The sequence below is a fragment of the Rhodoplanes azumiensis genome (assembly GCF_042682915.1).
GTDB classification, from domain to species: Bacteria; Pseudomonadota; Alphaproteobacteria; order Rhizobiales; family Xanthobacteraceae; genus Rhodoplanes; species Rhodoplanes azumiensis.
This window is the reverse complement of sequence record NZ_JBHUIW010000004.1, coordinates 19466-41043: the sequence shown is the minus strand read 5'-3', so window position 1 is coordinate 41043 and position 21578 is coordinate 19466. Positions and strand designations below refer to the sequence as shown.

General features: G+C 70.1%; 16 protein-coding genes. All 16 read left to right on the top strand.

The genetic code is table 11. The features are described 5' to 3' along the window. Nucleotides 1-21: 21 nt before the first annotated feature. The 16 genes from cofE (at nt 22) to ACFSOX_RS05270 (ending at nt 21553) form a co-directional block, all read left to right on the top strand. Nucleotides 22-870, top strand: a complete 849-nt coding sequence (cofE, locus tag ACFSOX_RS05345) for a coenzyme F420-0:L-glutamate ligase (protein ID WP_378476762.1) — start codon at nt 22-24, stop codon at nt 868-870. Then, a complete protein-coding gene (cofD, locus tag ACFSOX_RS05340; protein ID WP_378476761.1) occupies nt 870-1823 on the top strand; it encodes a 2-phospho-L-lactate transferase in 954 nt (317 codons plus the stop codon). The genes cofE and cofD overlap by 1 nt, the downstream gene beginning before the upstream one ends. Next, nucleotides 1820-2563: a 2-phospho-L-lactate guanylyltransferase gene (gene cofC, locus ACFSOX_RS05335; protein WP_378476760.1), complete on the top strand. Its 744-nt coding sequence runs from the start codon at nt 1820-1822 to the stop codon at nt 2561-2563. Before cofD ends, cofC begins: the two co-directional genes overlap by 4 nt. Then, nucleotides 2560-4995, top strand: coding sequence for a 5-amino-6-(D-ribitylamino)uracil--L-tyrosine 4-hydroxyphenyl transferase CofH (gene cofH, locus ACFSOX_RS05330; RefSeq protein WP_378476759.1), 2436 nt, complete (start codon nt 2560-2562; stop codon nt 4993-4995). The genes cofC and cofH overlap by 4 nt, the downstream gene beginning before the upstream one ends. A gap of 130 nt (nt 4996-5125) precedes the next feature. After that, nucleotides 5126-6457, top strand: coding sequence for a GntP family permease (locus ACFSOX_RS05325; RefSeq protein ID WP_378476758.1), 1332 nt, complete (start codon nt 5126-5128; stop codon nt 6455-6457). Nucleotides 6458-6604: 147 nt separating this feature from the next. Beyond that, a complete protein-coding gene (locus ACFSOX_RS05320; protein WP_378476757.1) occupies nt 6605-7246 on the top strand; it encodes a tetratricopeptide repeat protein in 642 nt (213 codons plus the stop codon). Nucleotides 7247-7347: 101 nt separating this feature from the next. Continuing rightward, nucleotides 7348-7779: a hypothetical protein gene (locus tag ACFSOX_RS05315; protein WP_378476756.1), complete on the top strand. Its 432-nt coding sequence runs from the start codon at nt 7348-7350 to the stop codon at nt 7777-7779. Beyond that, nucleotides 7776-10430 (top strand): MGH1-like glycoside hydrolase domain-containing protein, encoded by a 2655-nt coding sequence (locus tag ACFSOX_RS05310; RefSeq protein WP_378476755.1) that lies wholly within the window; start codon nt 7776-7778, stop codon nt 10428-10430. Before ACFSOX_RS05315 ends, ACFSOX_RS05310 begins: the two co-directional genes overlap by 4 nt. 205 nt (nt 10431-10635) lie before the next feature. Beyond that, nucleotides 10636-11499 carry an SDR family oxidoreductase gene (locus tag ACFSOX_RS05305; protein ID WP_378476754.1) on the top strand — a complete coding sequence of 288 codons (864 nt, stop codon included), beginning with the start codon at nt 10636-10638 and terminating at the stop codon, nt 11497-11499. 195 nt (nt 11500-11694) lie between these two features. Beyond that, the gene (locus ACFSOX_RS05300; protein ID WP_378476753.1) at nt 11695-12660 is read left to right on the top strand and encodes a tripartite tricarboxylate transporter substrate-binding protein; all 966 of its coding nucleotides are present in this window, start codon (nt 11695-11697) and stop codon (nt 12658-12660) included. 265 nt (nt 12661-12925) lie between these two features. Continuing rightward, nucleotides 12926-14221 (top strand): ATP citrate lyase citrate-binding domain-containing protein, encoded by a 1296-nt coding sequence (locus ACFSOX_RS05295; RefSeq protein WP_378476752.1) that lies wholly within the window; start codon nt 12926-12928, stop codon nt 14219-14221. Nucleotides 14222-14472: 251 nt separating this feature from the next. Further along, nucleotides 14473-17178, top strand: coding sequence for a CoA-binding protein (locus tag ACFSOX_RS05290; RefSeq protein WP_378476751.1), 2706 nt, complete (start codon nt 14473-14475; stop codon nt 17176-17178). A gap of 544 nt (nt 17179-17722) precedes the next feature. Continuing rightward, nucleotides 17723-18610, top strand: coding sequence for an FAD binding domain-containing protein (locus tag ACFSOX_RS05285; protein ID WP_378476750.1), 888 nt, complete (start codon nt 17723-17725; stop codon nt 18608-18610). After that, a complete protein-coding gene (locus tag ACFSOX_RS05280; RefSeq protein ID WP_378476749.1) occupies nt 18607-19107 on the top strand; it encodes a (2Fe-2S)-binding protein in 501 nt (166 codons plus the stop codon). The genes ACFSOX_RS05285 and ACFSOX_RS05280 overlap by 4 nt, the downstream gene beginning before the upstream one ends. A gap of 5 nt (nt 19108-19112) precedes the next feature. Beyond that, the gene (locus ACFSOX_RS05275) at nt 19113-20540 is read left to right on the top strand and encodes a xanthine dehydrogenase family protein molybdopterin-binding subunit (protein ID WP_378476748.1); all 1428 of its coding nucleotides are present in this window, start codon (nt 19113-19115) and stop codon (nt 20538-20540) included. Further along, nucleotides 20540-21553, top strand: a complete 1014-nt coding sequence (locus ACFSOX_RS05270) for a xanthine dehydrogenase family protein molybdopterin-binding subunit (RefSeq protein ID WP_378476747.1) — start codon at nt 20540-20542, stop codon at nt 21551-21553. The genes ACFSOX_RS05275 and ACFSOX_RS05270 overlap by 1 nt, the downstream gene beginning before the upstream one ends. The last annotated feature ends 25 nt before the right edge of the window (nt 21554-21578 follow it).

Sequence of the window (21578 nt, the reverse complement as noted above, 5' to 3'; positions counted from 1 at the left end):
CAGACCACGGCCTCCGACCCGATGAGCACCACCTCGCCCACGCGCGCCCGCCCCGCCACCGGCGTGGCCGCGCCCGCCGCCGAGGCCGCGCCGGCGCCGGACGCCGCCGCGAGCCGGCTCGCGCTGATCGCGCTGCCGGGGCTGCCGCTGGTGCGGCCGGGCGACGACCTCGCCGATCTCCTCGCCCGCGGTCTCGCGGCGGTCGGCGGCGTCGAGCGCGGCGACGTGCTGGTGCTGGCCCAGAAGATCGTCTCCAAGGCCGAGGGCCGCTATGTCGATCTCGCGACCGTGACGCCGTCGGCCGAGGCGGAGCGGCTCGCCGTCGAGACCGACAAGGATCCGCGGCTCGTCGAGGTGATCCTGTCGGAGTCGCGCCGCGTCGTGCGCCACTCGAAGCGCGTGCTGATCGTCGAGCACCGCTGCGGCTTCGTGATGGCGAACGCCGGCATCGACCGCTCCAACGTCGATCCGGTCGAAGGCGGCGATCCGGTGCTGCTGCTGCCGCAGGACGCCGACGCTTCGGCCGCACGTCTGCACGCAGCACTCTCGGCGCGCTCCGGCGTGCCGCTCGCGGTCGTGATCAGCGACAGCTTCGGCCGGCCGTGGCGGCAGGGCACGGTCGGCGTCGCGCTCGGCGCCGCCGGGCTGCCGGCGCTGCGCGATCTGCGCGGCGCGCCCGATCTCTACGGCCGCCCGCTGCGCGTCACCGAGACCGGCTTTGCCGACGAGATCGCCGCCGCCGCGTCGCTCCTGATGGGGCAGGGTGCAGAAGGCCGGCCCGCCGTTCTGGTCCGCGGCCTCGTATATGATGCTGTGTCGCGCCCTGCCGCGGATCTGATTCGCGGCCCGGGCGAGGATCTGTTCCGCTGATGGCCGCGCCGGGATCAGTCGTCGCGCTCTCGGGCGGGATCGGCGGCGCCAAGCTGGCGCTCGGCCTGTCGCGCAAGCTCCCGCCGGGCGCCCTGACCGTGATCGCCAATGTCGGCGACGATTTTTCTCATCTCGGCCTTCACGTCTCGCCCGACATCGACACGCTGGTCTACACGCTCGCCGGCCTCGCCGATCCGCAGCAGGGCTGGGGGCGGGCGGGCGAGACCTGGAGCTTCATGTCGGCGCTGGCCGCGCTCGGCGGCCCGAGCTGGTTCCGGCTCGGCGACGGCGATCTCGCCATGCATGTGCTGCGCACCCACAAGCTCGGCCAAGGCGTGCCGCTGTCGCAGGTGACGGCCGAGGTCTGCGCGGCGCTGCGCATCGCGACGACGATCCTGCCCGTCACCGATGATCGCTTGCGCACGCGCGTGCGCACCGACCAGGGCTGGCTCGACTTCCAGGACTGGTTCGTCGGCCATCGCGCGTCGCTCACCGTGCGGGAGATCCTGTTCGACGGCGCCGACGCGGCGCGGCCGCTGCCGGCCGTTCGCGACGCGCTCGCCGATCCCGAATTGCGCGCGGTCGTGATCTGCCCGTCGAACCCGCTGATCAGCATCGAGCCGATCCTCGCCGTGCCGGGGGTGCGCGAGGCGCTCGTCGCCCGCAAGGCCCCCGTCGTCGCCGTGTCGCCGCTGATCGGGGGCCGCGCCGTGAAGGGACCGACCGCCGCGATGCTGACCGATCTCGGCGACGTCGCGACCGCGGCCGCCGTCGCCGCGCGCTATCGTGATCTGATCGACGGGTACGTGGTGGACGAGGTCGACCACGCCGCCGTGAAGCAGCTCGACGTCCCGGCGATCGCGACCCGCACCCTGATGATCACGCTGGCCGACCGCGAGCGGCTCGCCGCCGACGTGCTGGCCTTCGCCGACCGGCTGCGAGTGTCCGCATGAGCCGCGCGGATCGCATCTGCGCGGACAGGATCTGCGCGGTCGTGCCGATCAAGGGCGTGGTCGGCGCCAAGCAGCGCCTCGCCGCGGTGCTCGATGCCGAGACCCGCAGTGCGCTGGCCCTGGCGATGGCCGAGGACGTGCTCGAGGTTCTGTCGGCGGTGCCGGAGCTGTTTCGCGTTCTGGTGGTGACGGCGGACGCGACGGCCGCGGCGCTCGCGCGGAACTACGGGGCCGAGGTCACGGACGTGCAGGCGAGCGAGGGCCACACCGGCGCCGTGACGGGCGGGGCGCGACGGCTCGCCCGCGAAGGCGTCGCGCTGATCACGTTGCCGGGCGACCTGCCGTTGCTGGCGCCCGCCGACGTGAGCCGGGTGATCGCGGCGCATCGCGCCGCCTGCGCGGACGGCCGGCCCGGCTTCACCATTTCACCGGCGCGCGATTTCCAAGGCTCCAACGCGATCCTGATGACGCCGGCCGACGCGGTGCCGCTGCGCTTCGGGTCCAACAGCTTCTATCCGCATCTCGACGCCGCCCGGAACGCCGGCATCACGCCGACCGTGGTCGAGGTGCCCGGCATCGGCTTCGACATCGACGAGCCGCACGACCTCGCGGATTTCCTGATCACGAACGCGCCGACGCGGGCCGGCCGGCTGGTCGCCGCGCTCGGCCCGGACTTCTCCGCGCGACTCGCGGTCCATCTGGAGCGCGCGGCACCGACCGGCATGGAGGCGGGAGAATGAGCCAGACTCTCGGTCCCGAGGGGCGCGATCCCGTTGTTCACGATACGGCGCTCGATCTCTTGGCGCTCGCCCGCGCGCCGCGGCCGCTCGCCGCCGACGAGGCGCGTCTGCTCGTCGCGATCGAGCCCGGGCCGGCCTTGATGCGGGCCGCCGCGGCGGTGCGCGACGCCGTCTTCGGGGACCGCGTCACCTACTCGCGAAAGGTCTTCATCCCGCTCACCCAGCTGTGCCGCGACAGCTGCCATTACTGCACATTCGCGCATCCGCCGCGGCGCGGCGAGGCGGCCTATCTGAGCCCCGAGGAGGTTCTGGGCATCGCACGCGCCGGTGCCGCGGCCGGCTGCCGGGAGGCGCTTTTCACGCTCGGCGATAAGCCGGAATTGCGCTACCGCGTCGCCCGCGAGGAGCTCGACCGGCTCGGCCATGCCACCACGCTCGACTATCTGGTCGCCATGGCGGATCTCGTGCGGCGCGAGACCGGCCTGCTGCCGCATCTCAACGCCGGCGTGATGACGGCGGGCGACGTCGCGAGACTGCGTACCGTCTCGGTGTCGCAGGGCCTGATGCTGGAGACCGTCACGGACCGCCTGATGCAGCGCGGCCTCGCGCATTTCGGCTCGCCCGACAAGCAGCCCGAGGTGCGGCTCGCCACCATCGCGGCGGCGGGCGAGGCGAACGTGCCGTTCACGTCGGGCATTCTCGTCGGTATCGGCGAGACGCGCGAGGAGCGCATCGACAGCCTCTTGGCGCTGCGCGCCCTGCACGAGACGCACGGGCATCTCCAGGAGATCATCGTCCAGAATTTCCGCGCCAAGCCCGGCACCCGGATGGCTGACCATCCCGAGCCCGACGCGGCCGAGCATCTGTGGAGCGTCGCCGTCGCGCGCCTGATCATGCCGCCCGACGTGACCATCCAGGCGCCTCCCAATCTCGGCTCGGGTTATCTGAAGAGCCTGATCGCCGCCGGCATCGACGACTGGGGCGGCGTCTCGCCCGTCACGCCCGATCACGTCAATCCCGAGAAGCCGTGGCCGCATCTCGAGGCGCTGGCGCGCGACACCGCGGCGGCCGGCAAGGTGCTGGTGCCGCGCCTCCCCGTGCATCGCCGTTACCTCGCCGACCGCGGGCGCTGGATCGACGAGGGCCTGCACACCGCGGTGCTGCGGGCCTCCGACTCCGAAGGCTTCGCCCGTGTCGAGACCTGGACCCCCGGCGCCTGCGCGGCGCTGCCGGCGATGCCTGCGATCGGCCCGCGGCCCGGCTCGCTGTCGCCGATCCTCGCTCGCGCGACGCGCGGCGAGGAGCTGACGGAAGCCGAGATCGTCGCGCTGTTTTCGGCGCGCGGCGTGGCGTTCGACGAGGTGTGTCGCACCGCCGACGCGCTGCGCCGCGACGTCGCCGGCGACACGGTGAGCTACGTCGTCACCCGCAACGTCAACTACACCAACATCTGCTCGTATCGGTGCAGCTTCTGCGCCTTCTCGAAGGGGAAGACGACCGAGCATCTGCGCGGCAAGCCCTACGAGCTGACGATTCCGGACGTCGTCGCGCGCTGCCGCGAGGCATGGGAGCGCGGCGCCGTCGAGGTCTGCCTGCAGGGCGGCATCCATCCCGACTACACGGGCGACTTCTATGTCGCGCTGTGCCGCGCCATCAAGGCGGAGCTGCCTGACCTGCACATCCACGCCTTCTCGCCGCTGGAGACGTTCCAGGGGGCGAAGACGCTCGGCCTGACGCCGGCGGAGTTTCTCCCCATGCTGCGCGATGCCGGGCTCGGCACGCTGCCCGGCACGGCGGCCGAGGTGCTCGACCCCGAGGTGCGCGCCATCATCTGCCCTGACAAGGTGACGGTCGCCCAGTGGCTCGAGGTGGTCGAGGCGGCGCACCGCATCGGCCTGCGCACCACCGCGACCATCATGTTCGGCCATGTCGACACGCCGCTGCACTGGGCCCGGCATCTCCTCCATCTGCGCCGGTTGCAGAGCCGCACCGGCGGCATCACCGAGTTCGTGCCGCTGCCCTTCGTCGCCATGGAGGCGCCCATCAACCTGCGCGGGCGGTCGCGGCTCGGCCCCACGTTCCGCGAGTCGGTGCTGATGCATGCGGTCGGGCGGCTGGTGCTGCACGGGCTGGTGGATAACATCCAGACCTCGTGGGTGAAGATGGGCGCCGAAGGCGCTCGGGTCTGCCTGAACGCCGGCGCGAACGACGTCGGCGGAACGCTGATGAACGAGAGCATCACGCGCGCCGCCGGCGCCTCGCACGGCCAGGAGATGACGCCGGCCGCGCTCGAGGCGCTGATCCGCGGCGCTGGCCGCACGCCGCGCCAGCGCACCACCCTGTACGGGACGCCTAGCCCGGAGCGCATCGCCACGTCCCACGCCGCCGCGGCGCTGCCGCCGCTCGACACGGCGGTCGCCGTGGCGCGGTGACCTGCGCCCCAGGCCCGGTTGCACATCGCCACGTGCGCAAGACCCCTGATTCCCGCGTCCGATCAGGCGGCGTATAGCCGAACACCATCCGGCCGTCTGTCTCATCCCGGGCCGGAGGGGGATTCCAAAAATGGTATCAGGATCGGTATCGATCCTCTTGCTGGCGCTCGCGGTCGTGCTGATCGTGATCGCCACCGGCAAGTGGAAGGTCAATGCATTCGTCGTCCTGATCGTGATCGCCTTCGCCTACGGCCTGGCGATCGGCATGCCGGCGCTCGACGTCGTCAAGGCGGTGCGCGAGGGCTTCGGCGGGACGCTCACCTACATCGGCATCGTGATCGTGGCCGGCACGATCATGGGCTACATCCTGGAGAAGACCGGCGCGGCCCTGGTGATGACGCAGGCGATCCTGCGGCTGGTCGGGCGGTCGCGGGCGCCGCTCGCCATGAACATCGCGGGCTACGTCGTGTCGATCCCGGTGTTCTGCGATTCGGGCTACGTGATTCTCACGCCCCTCAACAAGGCGCTCGCGGCCGAGACCAAGACCTCGATGGGCGTGATGGCGGTGGCGCTCGCCACCGGCCTCTACGCCACGCACACGATGGTGCCGCCGACGCCCGGCCCGCTCGCCGCCGCCGCGACCCTGAAGGCCGACCTCGGCCTCGTCATCCTGTACGGCATGATCGTCGCGATCCCGTCGTCGCTCGCCGGCCTCGCCTGGGCGAGCGTGATGGGCCGCAAGTACGACATCTCGCCCGGCGTCGAGGAAAGCTACGGCGATCTCATGGCGAAGTACGGCACGCTGCCGTCCACCTTCATGAGCTTCCTGCCGCTGGTCCTGCCGATCGTCCTGATCCTGCTGAAGTCGCTCGCCGACTTCCCGACCCGGCCGTTCGGTGACGGCGTCGTGCGGGTGTTCTTCGACTTCATCGGCGACCCGGTGACGGCGCTGATGCTCGGCGTGGTCGCCAGCCTGTTCCTGGTGCCGCGCAAGGAGCTCTCGGTCGCGGTCGACTCCTGGATGGGGCAGGGCATCAAGGACGCCGCCATCATCCTCGCCATCACGGGCGCCGGCGGTTCGTTCGGCCGGGTGCTGGCCGCCTCGCCGATGAAGGACTTCATCGGCACCAACATGGCGCATCTGCCACTCGGCCTGTTCCTGCCCTTCGCCATCTCGGCGGCGCTGAAGACCGCGCAGGGCTCGTCGACGGTCGCGATCATCACCACGGCGGCCATCATGGCGCCGCTGATGGGCACGCTCGGGCTCGATCCGGCCATCACGGCCGTGGTCATCGGCGCCGGCGCCATGGTGGTGTCGCACGCGAACGACTCCTACTTCTGGGTCGTGTCGCAGTTCTCCAACATGCCCGTGAACGTCGCCTACAAGCTCTACACCACGGCGACCCTGGTGGTCGGCCTGGTGGCGTTCCTGTTCGCCTGGTTGCTGTCGCTGGTCGTCTGACCGGCGGCTGACGCTTCGGTGGGGGCGGCATGCACCGTCCCCACTCCGTCATGCCGGTGCTCGTCACGGGCATTCACGTCTTCGACGACGCTCGCCGTGGAGTCGTGGGTGGCCGGGACGAGCTCGGCCATGACGACGGAGAGGCCCATGCTCAAATCGCTGCTGCTGCGCGCCTACGAGCGGCTCGCCCTCAACGGGCTCGCCTCAGGCGACTACGCCAAGGCCGAGCGCTGGCTCCGCCGCATCCAGGCGATCGAGGGCGAGACCCGGCGGGTGCTGCACAATCTGGCGCTGGCGCGGCTCGCGCAGGCCGACTTCGCCGGCGCCGAGGCGCTGCTGGCGCGTCTCGCCGATCGGCACGGCGAGAGCCCGGAGGTGCTGCGGGTGCGCGCCGAGGCGGCCTATCTGTCGGGCGACCGCGACAACGCGCGCGCCCGCCTCGCCGCCGCGCTCGCCGATCCCGACTGCCGGGACCACTCGCTGCTCGCCCGCCGCGCCGCGCTGTGCGAGGACGCCGACGCCTATGCCCGCGCCGTCGTCGGCAAGCGCGACTTCGCCGAGGGCAATGCCAAGCTCGCCGCCGGCGACAAGGACGCGGCGCTGGCCGCGTTCCGGCGTGCCGCCGCGGCCGACCCGACCGACTTCGTCGCCCTCAACAATCTCGGCACGCTCTTGATGAACCATGCTCGCGACCACGCCGCGGCGGCGGCCGTGTTCGAGCAGGCGCTGGCGCTCGCCGATCAGCCGATCCTGCGCCGAAACCTCGCCGCGGCCCGCGAGGCGGGCTGACCGCGGTTCCGCCGGTCCAGGCGTCGCGCCGCTCGCGCGGGTCGACAAACCCCGTTAAGATTCGCGCGCTAGCGTCGCCGTTCTCGTAACGAGGGCCGGTCATGATCGGGATCGCAGGTCGCGTCGCTCCGGCGCTCGTCAGGACGGCCGCCGTCGCATGGGTCGTCTCGGCCTGGCCCGCGCCACCGGCGGCGGCGCAGGACGTGCGCGGCCTCGAGGCGTGCGGCCGCGAATCGCAGATGGATCGGCGCACCGGCTGTCTGCAGGCCAATGTCGAGTATCTGCACGCGGTCATCGCCCGCAACGCCACGCTCGCCAATCAGCGCCTCGCCGCCGCCGCCGCCGAGATCGCGGTCCTGAAGGCGACGGTCGCCACCCTGCAGGCGACCGTCGAGAAGCTCGCCGCCGCCAAGTCCGCCGACACCAAGTCCGCCGACACCAAGCCCGGCGATCCCAAGGCGCCCGAGAGCAAGCCGCCCGCGACGACGCCCGCCCCGCCGGCCGGATCCGGCGCTCCCGCGGGGCCGCGGTGAGCGATCCGCTCGCGCCGACGGCCGAGGGGCGCCGCCTCGCCGAGGCGAATGCCGGCGCGGCCCAATGGCGGCGCTTCGGCCCCTATGTGAGCGATCGCCAGTGGGGCACGGTGCGCGAGGACTATTCGGCCTCCGGCGACGCCTGGTCCTACCTGACCCACGACGCGGCGCGCAGCCGCGCCTATCGCTGGGGCGAGGACGCGATCGGCGGCTGGTGCGACGCCGCCCAGCATCTTTGCCTCGGCCTCGCGCTGTGGAACGGCGCCGACCCGATCCTGAAGGAGCGCTTCTTCGGGCTCACCAACGCCGAGGGCAATCACGGCGAGGACGTCAAGGAGATCTGGCACCATCTCGACGCCACGCCGACGCACTCTTATGCGCGGATGCTGTACAAGTATCCGCAAGGCTCGTTCCCGTATGGCTGGCTCGTCGCCGAGAACCGCCGCCGCGGTCGCGTCGATCGCGAGTTCGAGCTGCTCGACACCGGCGTGTTCGACCAGGACCGCTATTTCGACGTGACGATCGAGTACGCCAAGGCGGACCCGAACGACACCCTGTGGCGCATCACCGTCACCAATCGCGGCGACCGCCCGGCGCGGCTCGCCGTGCTCCCGCAGATCTGGTTCCGCAACACCTGGTCATGGGCGGGAGACGCGGAGAAGCCGGTGCTCAGCGCGGACGGCGGCGCCGCGATCCGGGCCGCGCACGCGCTGCTCGGCATCTTCACGCTGCATCTCGAGGCCCCCGACGATCTCCTGTTCTGCGAGAACGAGACCAACGCGCACCGCCTGTTCGGCACGCCGGTCGTGCCGGGCTTCTTCAAGGACGGCATCGGCGACCATGTGGTGAGCGGCTTCCGGGGCGCCGTGAACCCGGGCCGCATCGGCACCAAGGCGGCGGCCCTGCACGCGATCGACGTGCCGTCCGGCGGCAGCGTCGTGCTGCGCGCGCGGCTCTCGCCCGGCGAGCGGCGTGCCGACGCGTTCTCCGACTTCGATGCCGTTTTTTCGACGCGGATCGCCGAAGCCGACGAGTACTTCGCCGCTCTGCAGCGGCGGATCGACGATCCGGACATGCGGGCCGTGCAGCGCCAGGCGATCGCCGGCCTCCTGTGGTCGAAGCAGTTCTACGCCTTCGACGTGACGGAGTGGCTGCGCGGCGATCCGGCCCAGCCGGCGCCCCCGCCGCAGCGACGCCGCGGGCGCAACAGCGACTGGCCGCATCTCGTCACGGCGAGCGTCGTCGCCATGCCGGACAAGTGGGAATATCCGTGGTTCGCCGCGTGGGACTGGGCGTTCCATCTCGTGACCATGGCCCTGGTCGACACGCGCTTCGCCAAGGATCAGCTCCTGCTGCTGTGCCAGCCCTGGATGATGCATCCCAACGGTCAGCTCCCCGCCTACGAGTGGAACTTCTCGGACGTGAACCCGCCCGTGCACGCCTGGGCGGCGCTGCGCATCTACACGGCCGAGAAGGCGCGCCGCGGCATCGGCGACCGCGTGTTTCTCGAGGCCGTGTTCATCAAGCTGCTCCTGAACTTCACCTGGTGGGTGAACCGCAAGGACAGGGGCGGCCGCAACGTCTTCCAGGGCGGCTTTCTCGGGCTCGACAATATCGGCGTGTTCGATCGCTCGCGGCCCCTGCCGGTCGGCGGCACGCTGACCCAGTCCGACGGCACCTCGTGGATGGCGATGTTCTGCCTGAACATGCTGAGGATCGCGCTCGAGCTCGCCCGCGAGGACGCCGCCTATCAGGACATCGCCTCCAAGTTCTTCGAGCACTTCCTGCTGATCGGCGGCGCCATGACCAACCTGGCCGACGAAGGGCTCGGCCTGTGGGACGACCGCGACGGCTTCTATTACGACTGGCTGCTGCTCGAGTCGGGCGAGAAGATGCCGCTGCGGCTGCGCTCGATGGTGGGACTGATCCCGCTGTTCGCCGTCGAGGTGCTGGACGAGGATCTGCTCGCACGGTCGCCCGTCTTCGTGCGCCGGATGGAATGGTATCTCGCGCATCGGCCCGAGCTCGCCGCACTGGTGTCGCGGCCGCAGACGCCGGGCGCCGGCGGCCGTCGCCTGCTCGCGGTCGCCCGCGCGTTTCGCATGAAGGCGGTGCTGGCCCGCATGCTCGACGAGACCGAGTTCCTCTCCGATCACGGCATCCGGGCGGTGTCGCGCGTCCACCGCGACCACCCTTACGTGTTCGTGCGCGACGGCTACCGGGCCGAGGTGCGCTACACGCCGGGCGAGTCCGACACCGGCCTGTTCGGCGGCAACTCGAACTGGCGCGGTCCGGTGTGGATGCCGGTGAACTATCTGATCGTCGAGAGCCTGGACAAGTTCGCGCTGTTCTACGGCGAGGATTTCCGAATCGAGTGCCCGACGGGATCCGGCGTGACGATGAGCCTCGCCGCGGTCGCCGACGAGCTGCGCCGGCGGCTCACGCGGCTGTTCCTGCGCGACGCGGCCGGCCGGCGCGCCGTGTTCGGCGACCATCCCAAGCTGCAGGACGATCCGCACTTTCGGGATCATCTCGTGTTCCACGAGTATTTCGACGGCGACAGCGGGCGCGGCGTCGGCGCCTCGCACCAGACCGGCTGGACCGCGCTGGTCGCCAACCTGATCGACGAGCTCGCCCGGGAGGGCCGCTGACGAGCCGTCATTCCGGGGTGCACCGGAGGTGCGAACCTGGAATCCAGCGATCTGGTCGGAGCTCGTGGTGGGATTCCGGGTTCGGCGCGTTGCGCCGCCCCGGAACGACGCGTCCCTGAGATCGCCTGTTCCGAACGTTGTTGCCGTCGATCGACACCGCACCACGACACTCGCCACGTCCCTTGTCACGAAACCGGAGCCCCGCATGACGACCTCGACCCCCGCCGTCTCGCCGAACGCGTTCGACACCGACCTGCCGGCCTACGACCGCATGCCGCAACTGTTGACCGGGCAGGTCGCGCTGGTCACCGGCGCCAATTCCGGCATCGGCCAGGCCGTGGCGATCGGCATGGCGCAGGCCGGCGCCGACGTGGTCGTCAACTACGTCGCCGGCTCCGCCGACGCGGTCGTCGCGGCGATCGAGAAAACCGGCCGCAAGGCGCTCGCCGTGAAGGCCGACGTGTCCCAGGAGGATCAGGTCGTCGCCATGGTGGGCGAGGCCGTGAAGACCTTCGGCACGCTCGACATCATGGTGGCGAATGCCGGCCTGCAGCGCGACGCGGCGGTGACCGAGATGACGCTCGCCGAGTGGAACAAGGTGATCGGCGTCAACCTCACCGGCCAGTTCCTCTGTGCCCGCGAGGCGGCCAAGGAGTTCCTGCGCCGCGGCGTGCGCCGCGAGGTCTCGGTCGCGGCCGGCAAGATCGTCTGCATGAGCTCGGTGCACGAGGTCATCCCGTGGGCCGGCCACGTCAACTACGCCTCCTCCAAGGGCGGCATCCAGATGATGATGAAGAGTCTCGCCCAGGAGCTGGCCCCGCATCGCATCCGGGTCAACGCCATCGGTCCCGGCGCCATCCGCACGCCGATCAACACGGCCGCCTGGGAAACGCCGGAGGCCTACGCGAAGCTGATGACGCTGGTGCCCTATCGGCGCATCGGCGAGCCGCAGGACATCGCCGCCGCGGCCGTGTTCCTGGCCTCCGACATGGCCGACTACATCAACGGGATCACGCTGTTCGTGGACGGCGGCATGACCTGCTATCCGGGTTTCGCCACCGGCGGGTAGACGCGGCGTCGCTGCACCGCGAGATGGTGCGGGCGGGACCGCGATACCGTTTTGTCCCGTAAGGGTTTGGTCGGACGCGAGCGCACATGCGTGCGGCCGCAACGCGTGGTATCACGGGTCGCCAGCCTGCAGACCCGGCGGCCGGTTCCGGCCCGCTCGACCCTTCCGGAAAGATGGGCAAGGAGGACGTTGCAGATGCGTTTGACGACGATTGCCGCTGTCCTGGCGTTCATTGTGAGCCCGGCGATGGCGCAGACCTATCCCGACCGGCCGATCACCATGGTGGTCCCCTTCGCGGCCGGCGGCCCGACCGACACGATCGCGCGGATCACGGCCGCGAGCATGCAGAAGTCGCTCGGCCAGCAGATCATCATCGAGAACGCGGTCGGGGCCGGCGGCACCATCGGCTCGGCCCGCGTGGCGCGCGCCGCGCCGGACGGCTACACGCTGCTGATCCATCACGTCGGTCTGTCGACCGCGGCGACGCTCTACCGCAAGTTGCCCTACGACACCAAGACCGCGTTCGTGCCGCTCGGCCTCGTCACCGAATCGCCGCAGACCATCATCGCGCGGCCGGACTTCGCGCCGAACACGCTCAAGGAGCTGATCGACTACATCAAGGCCAACAAGGAGAAGGTCTCCTACGCCCATGCCGGGCTCGGCGCCGCCTCGCAGCTCTGCGGCATGCTCATCCAGACGGCGCTGCAGACCCAGGTCACCACCGTGCCCTACAAGGGCAACGGCCCGATCATGAACGATCTGCTCGGCAAGCAGGTCGACATGACCTGCGACCAGGCGACCAACACCACGGGCCCGATCACCTCCAAGCAGGTGAAGGCCTACGCGGTGACGACCAAGACGCGGGTGTCGACCTTCCCGGATCTGCCGACCGCCGACGAGGCCGGCCTGCCGGGCTTCGAGATCAGCGTCTGGCACGGCGTCTACGCCCCCAAGGGCACGCCGCCCGAGATCGTCAAGAAGCTCTCCGACGCGATCGTCGCGGCCATGAAGGATCCCGAGCTGGCCAAGCGTTTCCGTGACATCACCACCGACCCGGTGAAGCCCGAGCGCGCGACCCCGGAGGTGCATCAGCAGATGCTGATCAGCGAGATCGACCGCTGGGCGCCGATCATCAAGGCGGCCGGCCAGTACGCCGACTGAGCCGCGATCCACATGTGATTCGCGTCGACGGCCGGGGCCATGCCCCGGCCGTTTGTTTTGCGGCGCGCATGATTTGTTCCGCGCCGCGCAATAACGCCGGCGCGGCGGTGCAGAAAAAGGGCCCGGCGCGGCAATTTGATGCGCCGACCAGGGGATCACCGGATCGACGCGAGCCCCCGCGGCACCTAGAAGCGGGGCCGGCGGTTCGGTATCGTGTCGGTATCTTGGAACCGCGGTCGATCGGGCGACCGCGGCGGACCGTGGGATGCGATCGATGCAGATCACCGGCATGCTCTACGGCGCGAAGCTCCTGCAGTTCGCGGGCTTCCCCACCTCCGAGGTGCTCGGGCCGGGGGCCAGCGAGGCCGAGATCAAGAGCCTCATCGACCGCCACGGCGGCATCGTCATCAAGCCGGTGTTCAAGGGCGGCGTCGGCAAGAAGGGCAAGGCCGGCCTGATCGGCATCGCCCGCGACCTCAAGACCGCCCTGAAGGAGAAGGAGCGGCTCTATTTCGCCGAGCTCGAATCCGGCGGCTTCCGCTTCAAGGCGAACGGCGTCACCTTCGAGGGCCTGGTGCCGGCCGAGCACGAGGTCTACTTCTCGATCACCGACGCGACGCGCTTTCGCGCCCCGACCATGACGTTGACCCACGAGGGCGGCGTCGACATCGAGGAGCTCGACAAGAGCCGGGTGGCGCAGATCCCCTTCGATTCGCTCACCGGCCTGAAGGCCTTCGTGGTGGCGAACGCGCTCTCCTCGCTGCACGCCCCGAACGCCATCATCTCGCCTCTTGTGCAGACCCTGCCGCGGCTGTGGGAGCTCTATCACGGCTACGGCATGACAACGCTGGAGCTGAACCCGATCCGCATGCGCCCCGATCGCGAGGGCCGGCTCACGCCCGTCGCCTGCGACTTCAAGTGCGGCTTCGACCGCGACGACAGCCGCTGGCTGCGGCTCGGCCTGCCGGCCGAGCTGTTCGCCGTCGACTACTCGGACTTCGAGCAGGAGATCAACCAGCTTCGCACCTACCAGGGGCAGAGCGACGTCTACGTGATCAACCCGCACGGCACGATCCTGGCGCCGACCTTCGGGGGCGGCGCCAACTCGCTGGTCTCGGAGATTCTCGGCGACCTCGCGATCATCTCGTCCGACTTCGGCGGCAACCCGCCCTACGCCAAGATGCGCGAGGTGGCGGCGATCTGCTTCAAGCACTGGCTCGCGCAGTCCAACGTGCTGTTCATCGTCGGCGGCAAGGCGAACAACACCGACATCTTCGAGACGCTGCGGGCGATCGCCGACGCGCTGCGCGAGTACTTCTCCAAGAACGGGCCGACGCCGCTCTTCGTCGTCGCGGCGCGCGGCGGGCCGAACCTGATCCGCGGTTTCGGGGCGCTGCGCGACACCGTCGAGGCGCTCGGCCTGCCGTACCGGATCTTCGGCTTCGATTCCGACATCAGCGAGGTGATCGGCTACGCCAAGCGCGCCGACGCCTGGATGCGCGAGGGCGGCCGCGCCCTCGTCGCCGAGAGCCTGAAGATCGCCTCGCCGACGGCGGCGTGAGATGAGCATGTCTCGATCCGTCACCCTGAGCTGCCCGGCGCAGCCGGGCCTCGAAGGGCGACGGGCAGCCGTCTCGGGCTTGCCCGAGACGGCTTCGACGATCTCCGGATCGGCGCGGCCGCCGATCCGGATGCTCCCGGGCCGTCGATCCTTCGAGGCTCGCTGCGCGAGCACCTCGGGATGACGGGACAGGGGCGAGCGGCCCGAAAATCGCGCCGGCCATAACTGCGACGTCACGAGCGGACACGACCATGCACAAGGACGGCATCGGCCCCTTCAAGTACTTCGTCGGCATCTCGTCGCTCGACCAGATCGCCTCGCGGCACGACCGCGTCTGCGTGCTCAACGTGCTGGGCGGCGAGTCGAAGGACGTGACGCCGGTCGGCCACGTCTACTCGGGCGGCAACGTGGTGTTCGGCACTTCGCCGGGGCGCTCGGGGCAGTGGCTCAAGACCTCGCTCGGCGGCATCCCGGTCTACAACGACGTGCGCGAGGGCCTGGAGAACGGCCACCGCTTCAACTGCGGCGTCATCTATCTGCCGCCGTCGGGCGCCCGCGACGGCGTCGCCGAGCTGATCCGGGTCAATCCCGAGCTGCGCAAGATCTTCATCGTGACCGAGAAGATGTCGGTGCACGACTCGCGCGAGATCCGCGCGATGGGTCAGCAGCACGGCATCGACATCTTCGGCGGCAACAGCCTCGGCGTCGCCGACTCGTGGAACGAGGTGCGCATCGGCGGCGCGCTCGGCGGCGACAATCCGCGCGAGGCGCTGCGCCGCGGCTCGATCGCGATCTTCTCGAACTCCGGCAACTTCACCACCACGATGGCGACCTATCTGCGCATGGCCGGATGGGGCACCACGACGCTGATCTCGTCCGGCAAGGATCTCTACATCCATTTCGCCGCGCCGGAGTTCGCCTACTGCCTCGCCAACGACATGCGCACCAAGGCCGCGGTTCTCTATGTCGAGCCGGGCGGCCATTACGAGCTGGAGGCGACCTTCACCAAGCCGGTGGTGGCCTGCGTGGTCGGCCGCTGGAAGTCGAAGCTCACAAGGCCGGTCGGCCACGCCGGCGCGATGTCGGGCGGCGATGACGACGCCGGCGCCAAGGAGCGCTGGTTCATGGAGAAGTTCGAGGTCGACGGCGTGTTCACGCCGGAGCGGCCGATCTTCTCGCGGCGCGGCGCCGTGGTCACCAACATCGCCCACATCACGCATGCGCTCACCGCCGTGATGCAGGCGAACGCCTGCCTGCCGGACTTCGCGCCCGAGGGCAATCTGCGGCTCAAGCCGTGGTTCGGCTCCAACATGGGGCTGACGCTCCCCGAGGCGCTGGATCTGCCCGTCGTCGAGGCGATGGCGCCCTACGGGCGCGAGATCGCGCGGCTGAACCGCCAGCTCGGCGCCGCCTTCCCGCGCCAGTCCATGAAGGATGCCTCGGGTGCCTCGCAGATGGATCCGGCGACCCAGGTGACGACGCTCAACGGCGTCTCGGTGCTCGACGCCGCCCAGCATCCGTTCGAGGCGAACGTCGCGCTGGCGCTGCTCCGCCAGGTCGGCGGACCGAACGACCGCGCGCTGATCAACACGCTGGTCGGCGAGAGCCTCAACCTCCACGGCACGCCGATGCTCGCTGCGGCGCAAGCCGCCCGCGAGGCCGGCAACGCGCCGAACGCCGTGCTGGCGGCCGCCGTCAGCATCGCCGGACCGAAGGCGTTCGAGGGCACGCGCCGGCTGGTGCGGCTGCTGCTCGAGGAGTTCGTCCACGCCGGTCTGACCAGCGTGCTCGACGACGGCTTCGATCTCGCGAGCGTGCAGGCGAGCGCCGAGAACCGCGCCCTGTTCGTCTCCGACATTCCCGACCCGCGCGCGGCCGCGCTGATCGCGGGCGTCGAGGCGCGCGGCGCCCAGGCGCCCTTCGTGCGCTGGCTGAAGACACTGCCCGGCCATCCGACGCGCGACGCGGTGCGCGCCGCCATCGCCGCCTCGCTTGCCTGGGGGCCGCTGATGCGCAAGCGCATCTCGCCGCTCACCGCCGAGGCGTTGCCGTGGTGGATGCACCTGTTCGGCGTGATGATCGGCGCCTCGGTCGACGCCGCTGCGCACGCGCCCGAGTCCTTCTGCGGGATCCCCAACGAGACGCTGATCCGCGAGGCGTCGCTCGGCGCCGTCGCCTATACGGCGCTCACCGGCCGCGACGGCGATCCCGACTCGCTGTTCGCGTTCCAGATGCTGATCGGGCTCCTGCTCTCCAACGGCCCCGGCACCATCACGGCGCAGGGCGCCAAGGGTGCGGTGTCGTCGGACGGACCGGAGTCGCCCGAGCGGGTGCAGCTCAACAAGGCGATGCTCGGCTTCCTGACGCATTGCGGCTACGCCCACGGCGGCAACGGCTACGAGGGCATCGCCTTCCTGATCGATCGCTTCGAAGCGACCGGCCTCGCCGATCCGGGCGATCGGAATCACGGCATCGACCTCGCGGCGCTCGCCAAGAGCTACGCGGCCGCCTACAAGGACTACAAGGCGGAGAAGAAGGAGGCCGGCAACGCCTCCTTCCAGAAGATCCCGGGCGTCAATCACCCGGTGTTCAAGGACAAGCCGGTCAACACCGACCCGCGCGAGGCCTATGTCCGCGAACTCGCCGAGAAGCGCGGCGAGTACAACGTGTTCCACGCCTTCTATCACGCCGTCGTGCAGGCGCTGTTCGAGGCGGGCGTGTCACGCAACGTCTATTGCGTGAACGTCGACGCGCTCCTCTCCGCGCTGCTGCTGAAGCTTCTTTGGGCGCCGTTCCGGGCCGGCGAGATCGGCCGCGACCGGCTGGAGACCGCGGCCTTCACGATCTTCCTCTACGCCCGCATGCTCGGCTGCGCGGCCGAGGCCGACGACCACATGAACCGCGGCCGCGACATGGACACCCGCACGCCGGCCTCGAAGTGCGCCTTCGTGTCGTGATCAGTTCGGCGCACGACGTGCGGCAGTCCCCGACGTCGTCATGCCCGGCCTCGTGCCGGGCATCCACGCCGTCCTGAGCGACCGCACAGCAGAGCGTGGCTGGCCGGGACGAGCCCGGCCATGACGGAGCCGAATCGTTTTGCGCCGCAGCACGGCGTCGTGTCTCATGTTGCAACGCAATGAGATCATTGCGGTATTCTCGTCGTCGCCGGAATAGATTCGCGTCCGGGCCGTCACGAGTTGCTGCGAACACCGGAACGATTCTGAAAAGCTTCGATTATTAGGCTCCGTCGGAAGCACCCAGTAGAGCCCGAGCCCGCCAGTTCTGCGCCCCGCGACGATGTGGCCCGTGATTCCCGGGGTTGTCGGCTCGATCGGAAGCATGCACGTTTTGCAGCGTTCAGCTCGCAAGTCGTTCAGCCGGTTCGTCTCTGCCTCGTGCCGCGCCCCGCCGCGCCTCGTCCGCGGTCCATGATGGACCCAGGGGGCGCGACGTGTCCGCCGGCACCGGAGCCGTCCGGCCCACCGCCGAGGCACGTGACACATGAAACCGTTCGGATATGTCGCGGCGAAGAGCGCCGAGCACGCGGTCGCCCTGCTGGCCGAGTACGGCAAGGGCGCCAAGGTGCTGGCCGGCGGCACCGATCTGCTCGCCGACCTGAAGAACTCGCCGCACCCGCCGCCCGACGTGATGGTCGACATCTCGCGCGCCACCGACCTGAAGGGCATCGCGCTGACCGACGCCGGGCTTCGCATCGGCGCGCTCACGACCCACACCGAGATCGTCGAGTCGCCCCTGGTCGCGCAGACGCTGCCGGCGCTCGCCGAGGCCGCCGTGGTGATCGGCGCCGTGCAGACCCGCAATCTCGGCACCATCGGCGGTAACCTGATCACTTGCGTCCCGTCGATGGACTCGGGGCCGACCCTGCTCGCGCTCGATGCGCAGGTGACGATCCTCGGCCCCGCCGGCCGCCGCACCATCCCGCTCGCGGCGCTGTTCGTCGGTCCGCGCAAGACCAGCCTCGCGCCCGACGAGCTGCTGGTCGAGATCGTGATTCCGAAGCGGAACGTCGGCAAGCCGAGCGCCTTTCAAAAATTCGGGCTGCGCAAGGGCCAGGCGCTGGCGCTGGTCAACGCCGCCGCGGCTTTCTGGGGCGGCGAGGGCGTGTTCGCCGAGCCGGCGATCGCGCTCGGCGCCGTCGCGCCCACCGTCATCCGCGCCCCCAAGGCGGAGGCGTATCTCGCCGGCCGCCCGATCAGCGAGGAGGCGATGGCCGAGGCCGGCCGCATCGCCGCGACCGAGGCGAAGCCGATCACCGACTTCCGCGCCAGCGCCGAGTACCGGCTCGACCTGATCGCCGTGCTGGTCAAGCGCGCGCTCGCCGGCAGCCTCGCCCGCGTCACGCCGAACCAGAAGGATCTCGCATCGTGAACGTGACCCTGACCGTCAACGGCGAGCTTCGCTCCGCCTCGGTGCCGCCCGAGACGACGCTGCTCGTGCTGCTGCGCGAGCACTTCCTGCTGACCGGCGCGAAGACCGGCTGCGACATCGGCGACTGCGGCGCCTGCACCGTGATCGTCGACGGCCTCGCCGTGAACGCCTGCCTGATGCTGGCCGCCCAGGCGGACGGTCGCACCGTCACGACCATCGAGGGACTCGCCACCCGCGACGGCCTGCATCCGCTGCAGAAGGTGTTCGAGGAGAACGGCGCCCTGCAATGCGGCTTCTGCGGCCCCGGCGTGATCATGACCGCCAAGGCGCTGCTCGACGAGAACCCGAGCCCGACCACGCAGGAGATCCGCACGGCGCTCGCCGGCAACCTGTGCCGCTGCACCGGCTACGTGAAGATGATCGACGGCGTCCACGAGGCCGCCCGCATGTTGCAGTCGCCCGAGACCCCCGCGCTGGCAGCGCCGCAGCAGAGGTGAGACGCATGGCCGAGGATCTGTTGGAACGCGAATCCGCCGCCGGCGCGCCGGACGTTCTGGAGAAGACGCGTGTCGCACCCGTCGAGGTGCTGCGGCGCTCGGACGAGAACCTGCGGCTGCCCGCCGTCGCCCCGCCGACGACCCTGCCGCTGGAGCCGCCGCTCGTCCCGCAGGTGGGCGAGCAGACCCGCGCCGTCGGCCTGCGGGCGCAGCGCCCCGACAGCCGCAATCACGGCCTCGGGCTGACCCGCTACATCGACGACATCGCCCTGCCGGGCATGCTCTACGCCAAGATCAAGCGGGCCGGTATCTCGTCGGCGCGGATCAAGCGTATCGACGTCTCGAAGGCCGAGGCGATGCCGGGCGTCGAGGCCGTGTTGCTCGGCCGCGAGATCCCGCTCAACCTGTTCGGCACCTCGATCGTCGACCAGCCGCTCCTGGTCGACGAGATCGTCCGCCACGCCGGCGACGGGGTCGCGGCGGTCGCGGCCGTCACCGAGCAGATCGCCCAGGCCGCGATCGACGCGATCGAGGTGGAGTACGAGCCGCTGCCCGGCGTCTACGACCCCATCGAGGCGCTGAAGCCGGACGCGCCCAAGGTGCACGGCGGCGACACCAACATCTACTTCAAGAAGCTGATCCGCCGCGGCGACGTCGAGAAGGGCTTCGCCCAGTCCTACCGGGTCTACGAGAACCGCTACACGACGCCCGGCATCGAGCACGCGCCGATGGAGCCGTTCACGTCGATCGCCGACTGGGACGCCAACGGCCGCCTCACCGTCTACGCCACCATCGGCCGCATCACGCTGGCGCGCGTCGATCTCGCGAAGACGCTGCGCATCCCGATCAGCCGCATCCGGGTGATCGGCACCGTGGTGGGCGGCAATTTCGGCGGCAAGAACGAGATCCGTCACGAGCCGGTGCTGGCGCTCCTCTCGAAGAAGGCGGGGCGCCCGGTGAAGGGCCGCTTCACCCGGGTCGAGGAGTTCGTCGCCTCGACGATCCGGCACCCGATGATCATGGACTACAAGACCGGCGTGTCGAAGGAGGGCAAGCTCCTCGCCCGCCAGATCCGCATGGTGCTGGACGGCGGCGCCTACTGCTCGTTCTCGGAGACGACGCTCGGCAAGGCCTCGATCCTGGCGCCGGGGCCATATCAGATCGAGAACATCCACGTCGAAGGCTGCGTCGTCTACACCAACAAGACGACGTCCGGCTCGATGCGCGGCTTCGGCGCCCCGCAGGTGTGCTTCGCCTACGAGTCCCAGATGGACGAGATCGCTCGTGATCTCGGCATCGATCCGATCGAGATTCGCCTGAAGAACTTCTTCCGCGAGGGCTCGATGTCGGCGACGGGCCAGGTGCTGCACAGCGTCAAGGTGATCGAGTCGCTGCAGAATGCGGCGCGACGATTCGGATGGGAGGCGCGCTGATGAAGCACCGGGGACGCGGCATCGCCAGCATGTGGTATCCGGTCGGCTTCACCGGCTACTCGAACCCGAGCGGCGCGGTGGTGAAGCTCAACGAGGACGGCAGCGCCGTCGTCCTCACCGGCACGGTGGAGACCGGGCAGGGCTCGCTCGGCGCACTGAGCCAGATCGCCGCCGAGGCGCTCGGCATCGCGCCGAACGACATCCACATCGTCTCGGGCGACACCGACACCTGCCCGATGGACACCGGCGCGATCGCCAGCCGCACCACCTACATCACCGGCAACGCGGTGCGGCTCGCCGCCGAGATGGCGCGCGACACGCTGTTCCAGGTCGCGTCGGGCATGCTCGGCGTGAAGCCCGACCAGCTCGAGGCGAAGGATCGCAAGATCCAGGTGAAGGGGTTCCCGAGCCGCGCCGCGGCGCTGGCCGACGTCTGCACCCGCGCCTACAACGGCGTCGGCACGCCGCCGATCGGCAGCGCCACCTGGGATCCGCCGATGGTGCCGATGGACGCCGAGGGGCAGGGCAAGCCGTTCGGCACCTATGTCTACGCGACCCAGATCGCCGAGGTCGACGTCGACGACGAGACCGGGGAGGTCGAGGTGCTGCGCATCACGGCGTCGCACGACTGCGGCACCGCCGTGAACCCGATGCTGGTCGAAGGCCAGATCGACGGCGGCGTCTACATGGGGCTCGGCTTCGGGCTCTACGAGGAGATCCTGTTCGACAAGACCGGCCGCCAAGTGAACTGCAACCTGACCAACTACATCCTGCCGACCTCGCTCGACATGCCGGAGATCGACGAGGACATCGTCGAGAACTTCGACGAGACGGGGCCGTTCGGTGCCAAGGCGGTCGGCGAGCCGAGCCTGGTGCCGACCGCGGCGGCCGTCACCAACGCCATCTACGACGCGGTCGGCGTGCGCATCACGTCGCTGCCGGCGACCTCTGAGAAGGTGCTGAAGGCGATCAAGGCGAAGCGCGCCGCCGAGCAGAAGCAGATCCCGGCCTGACCGGGCGGGCGCGTCGGACGAGTAA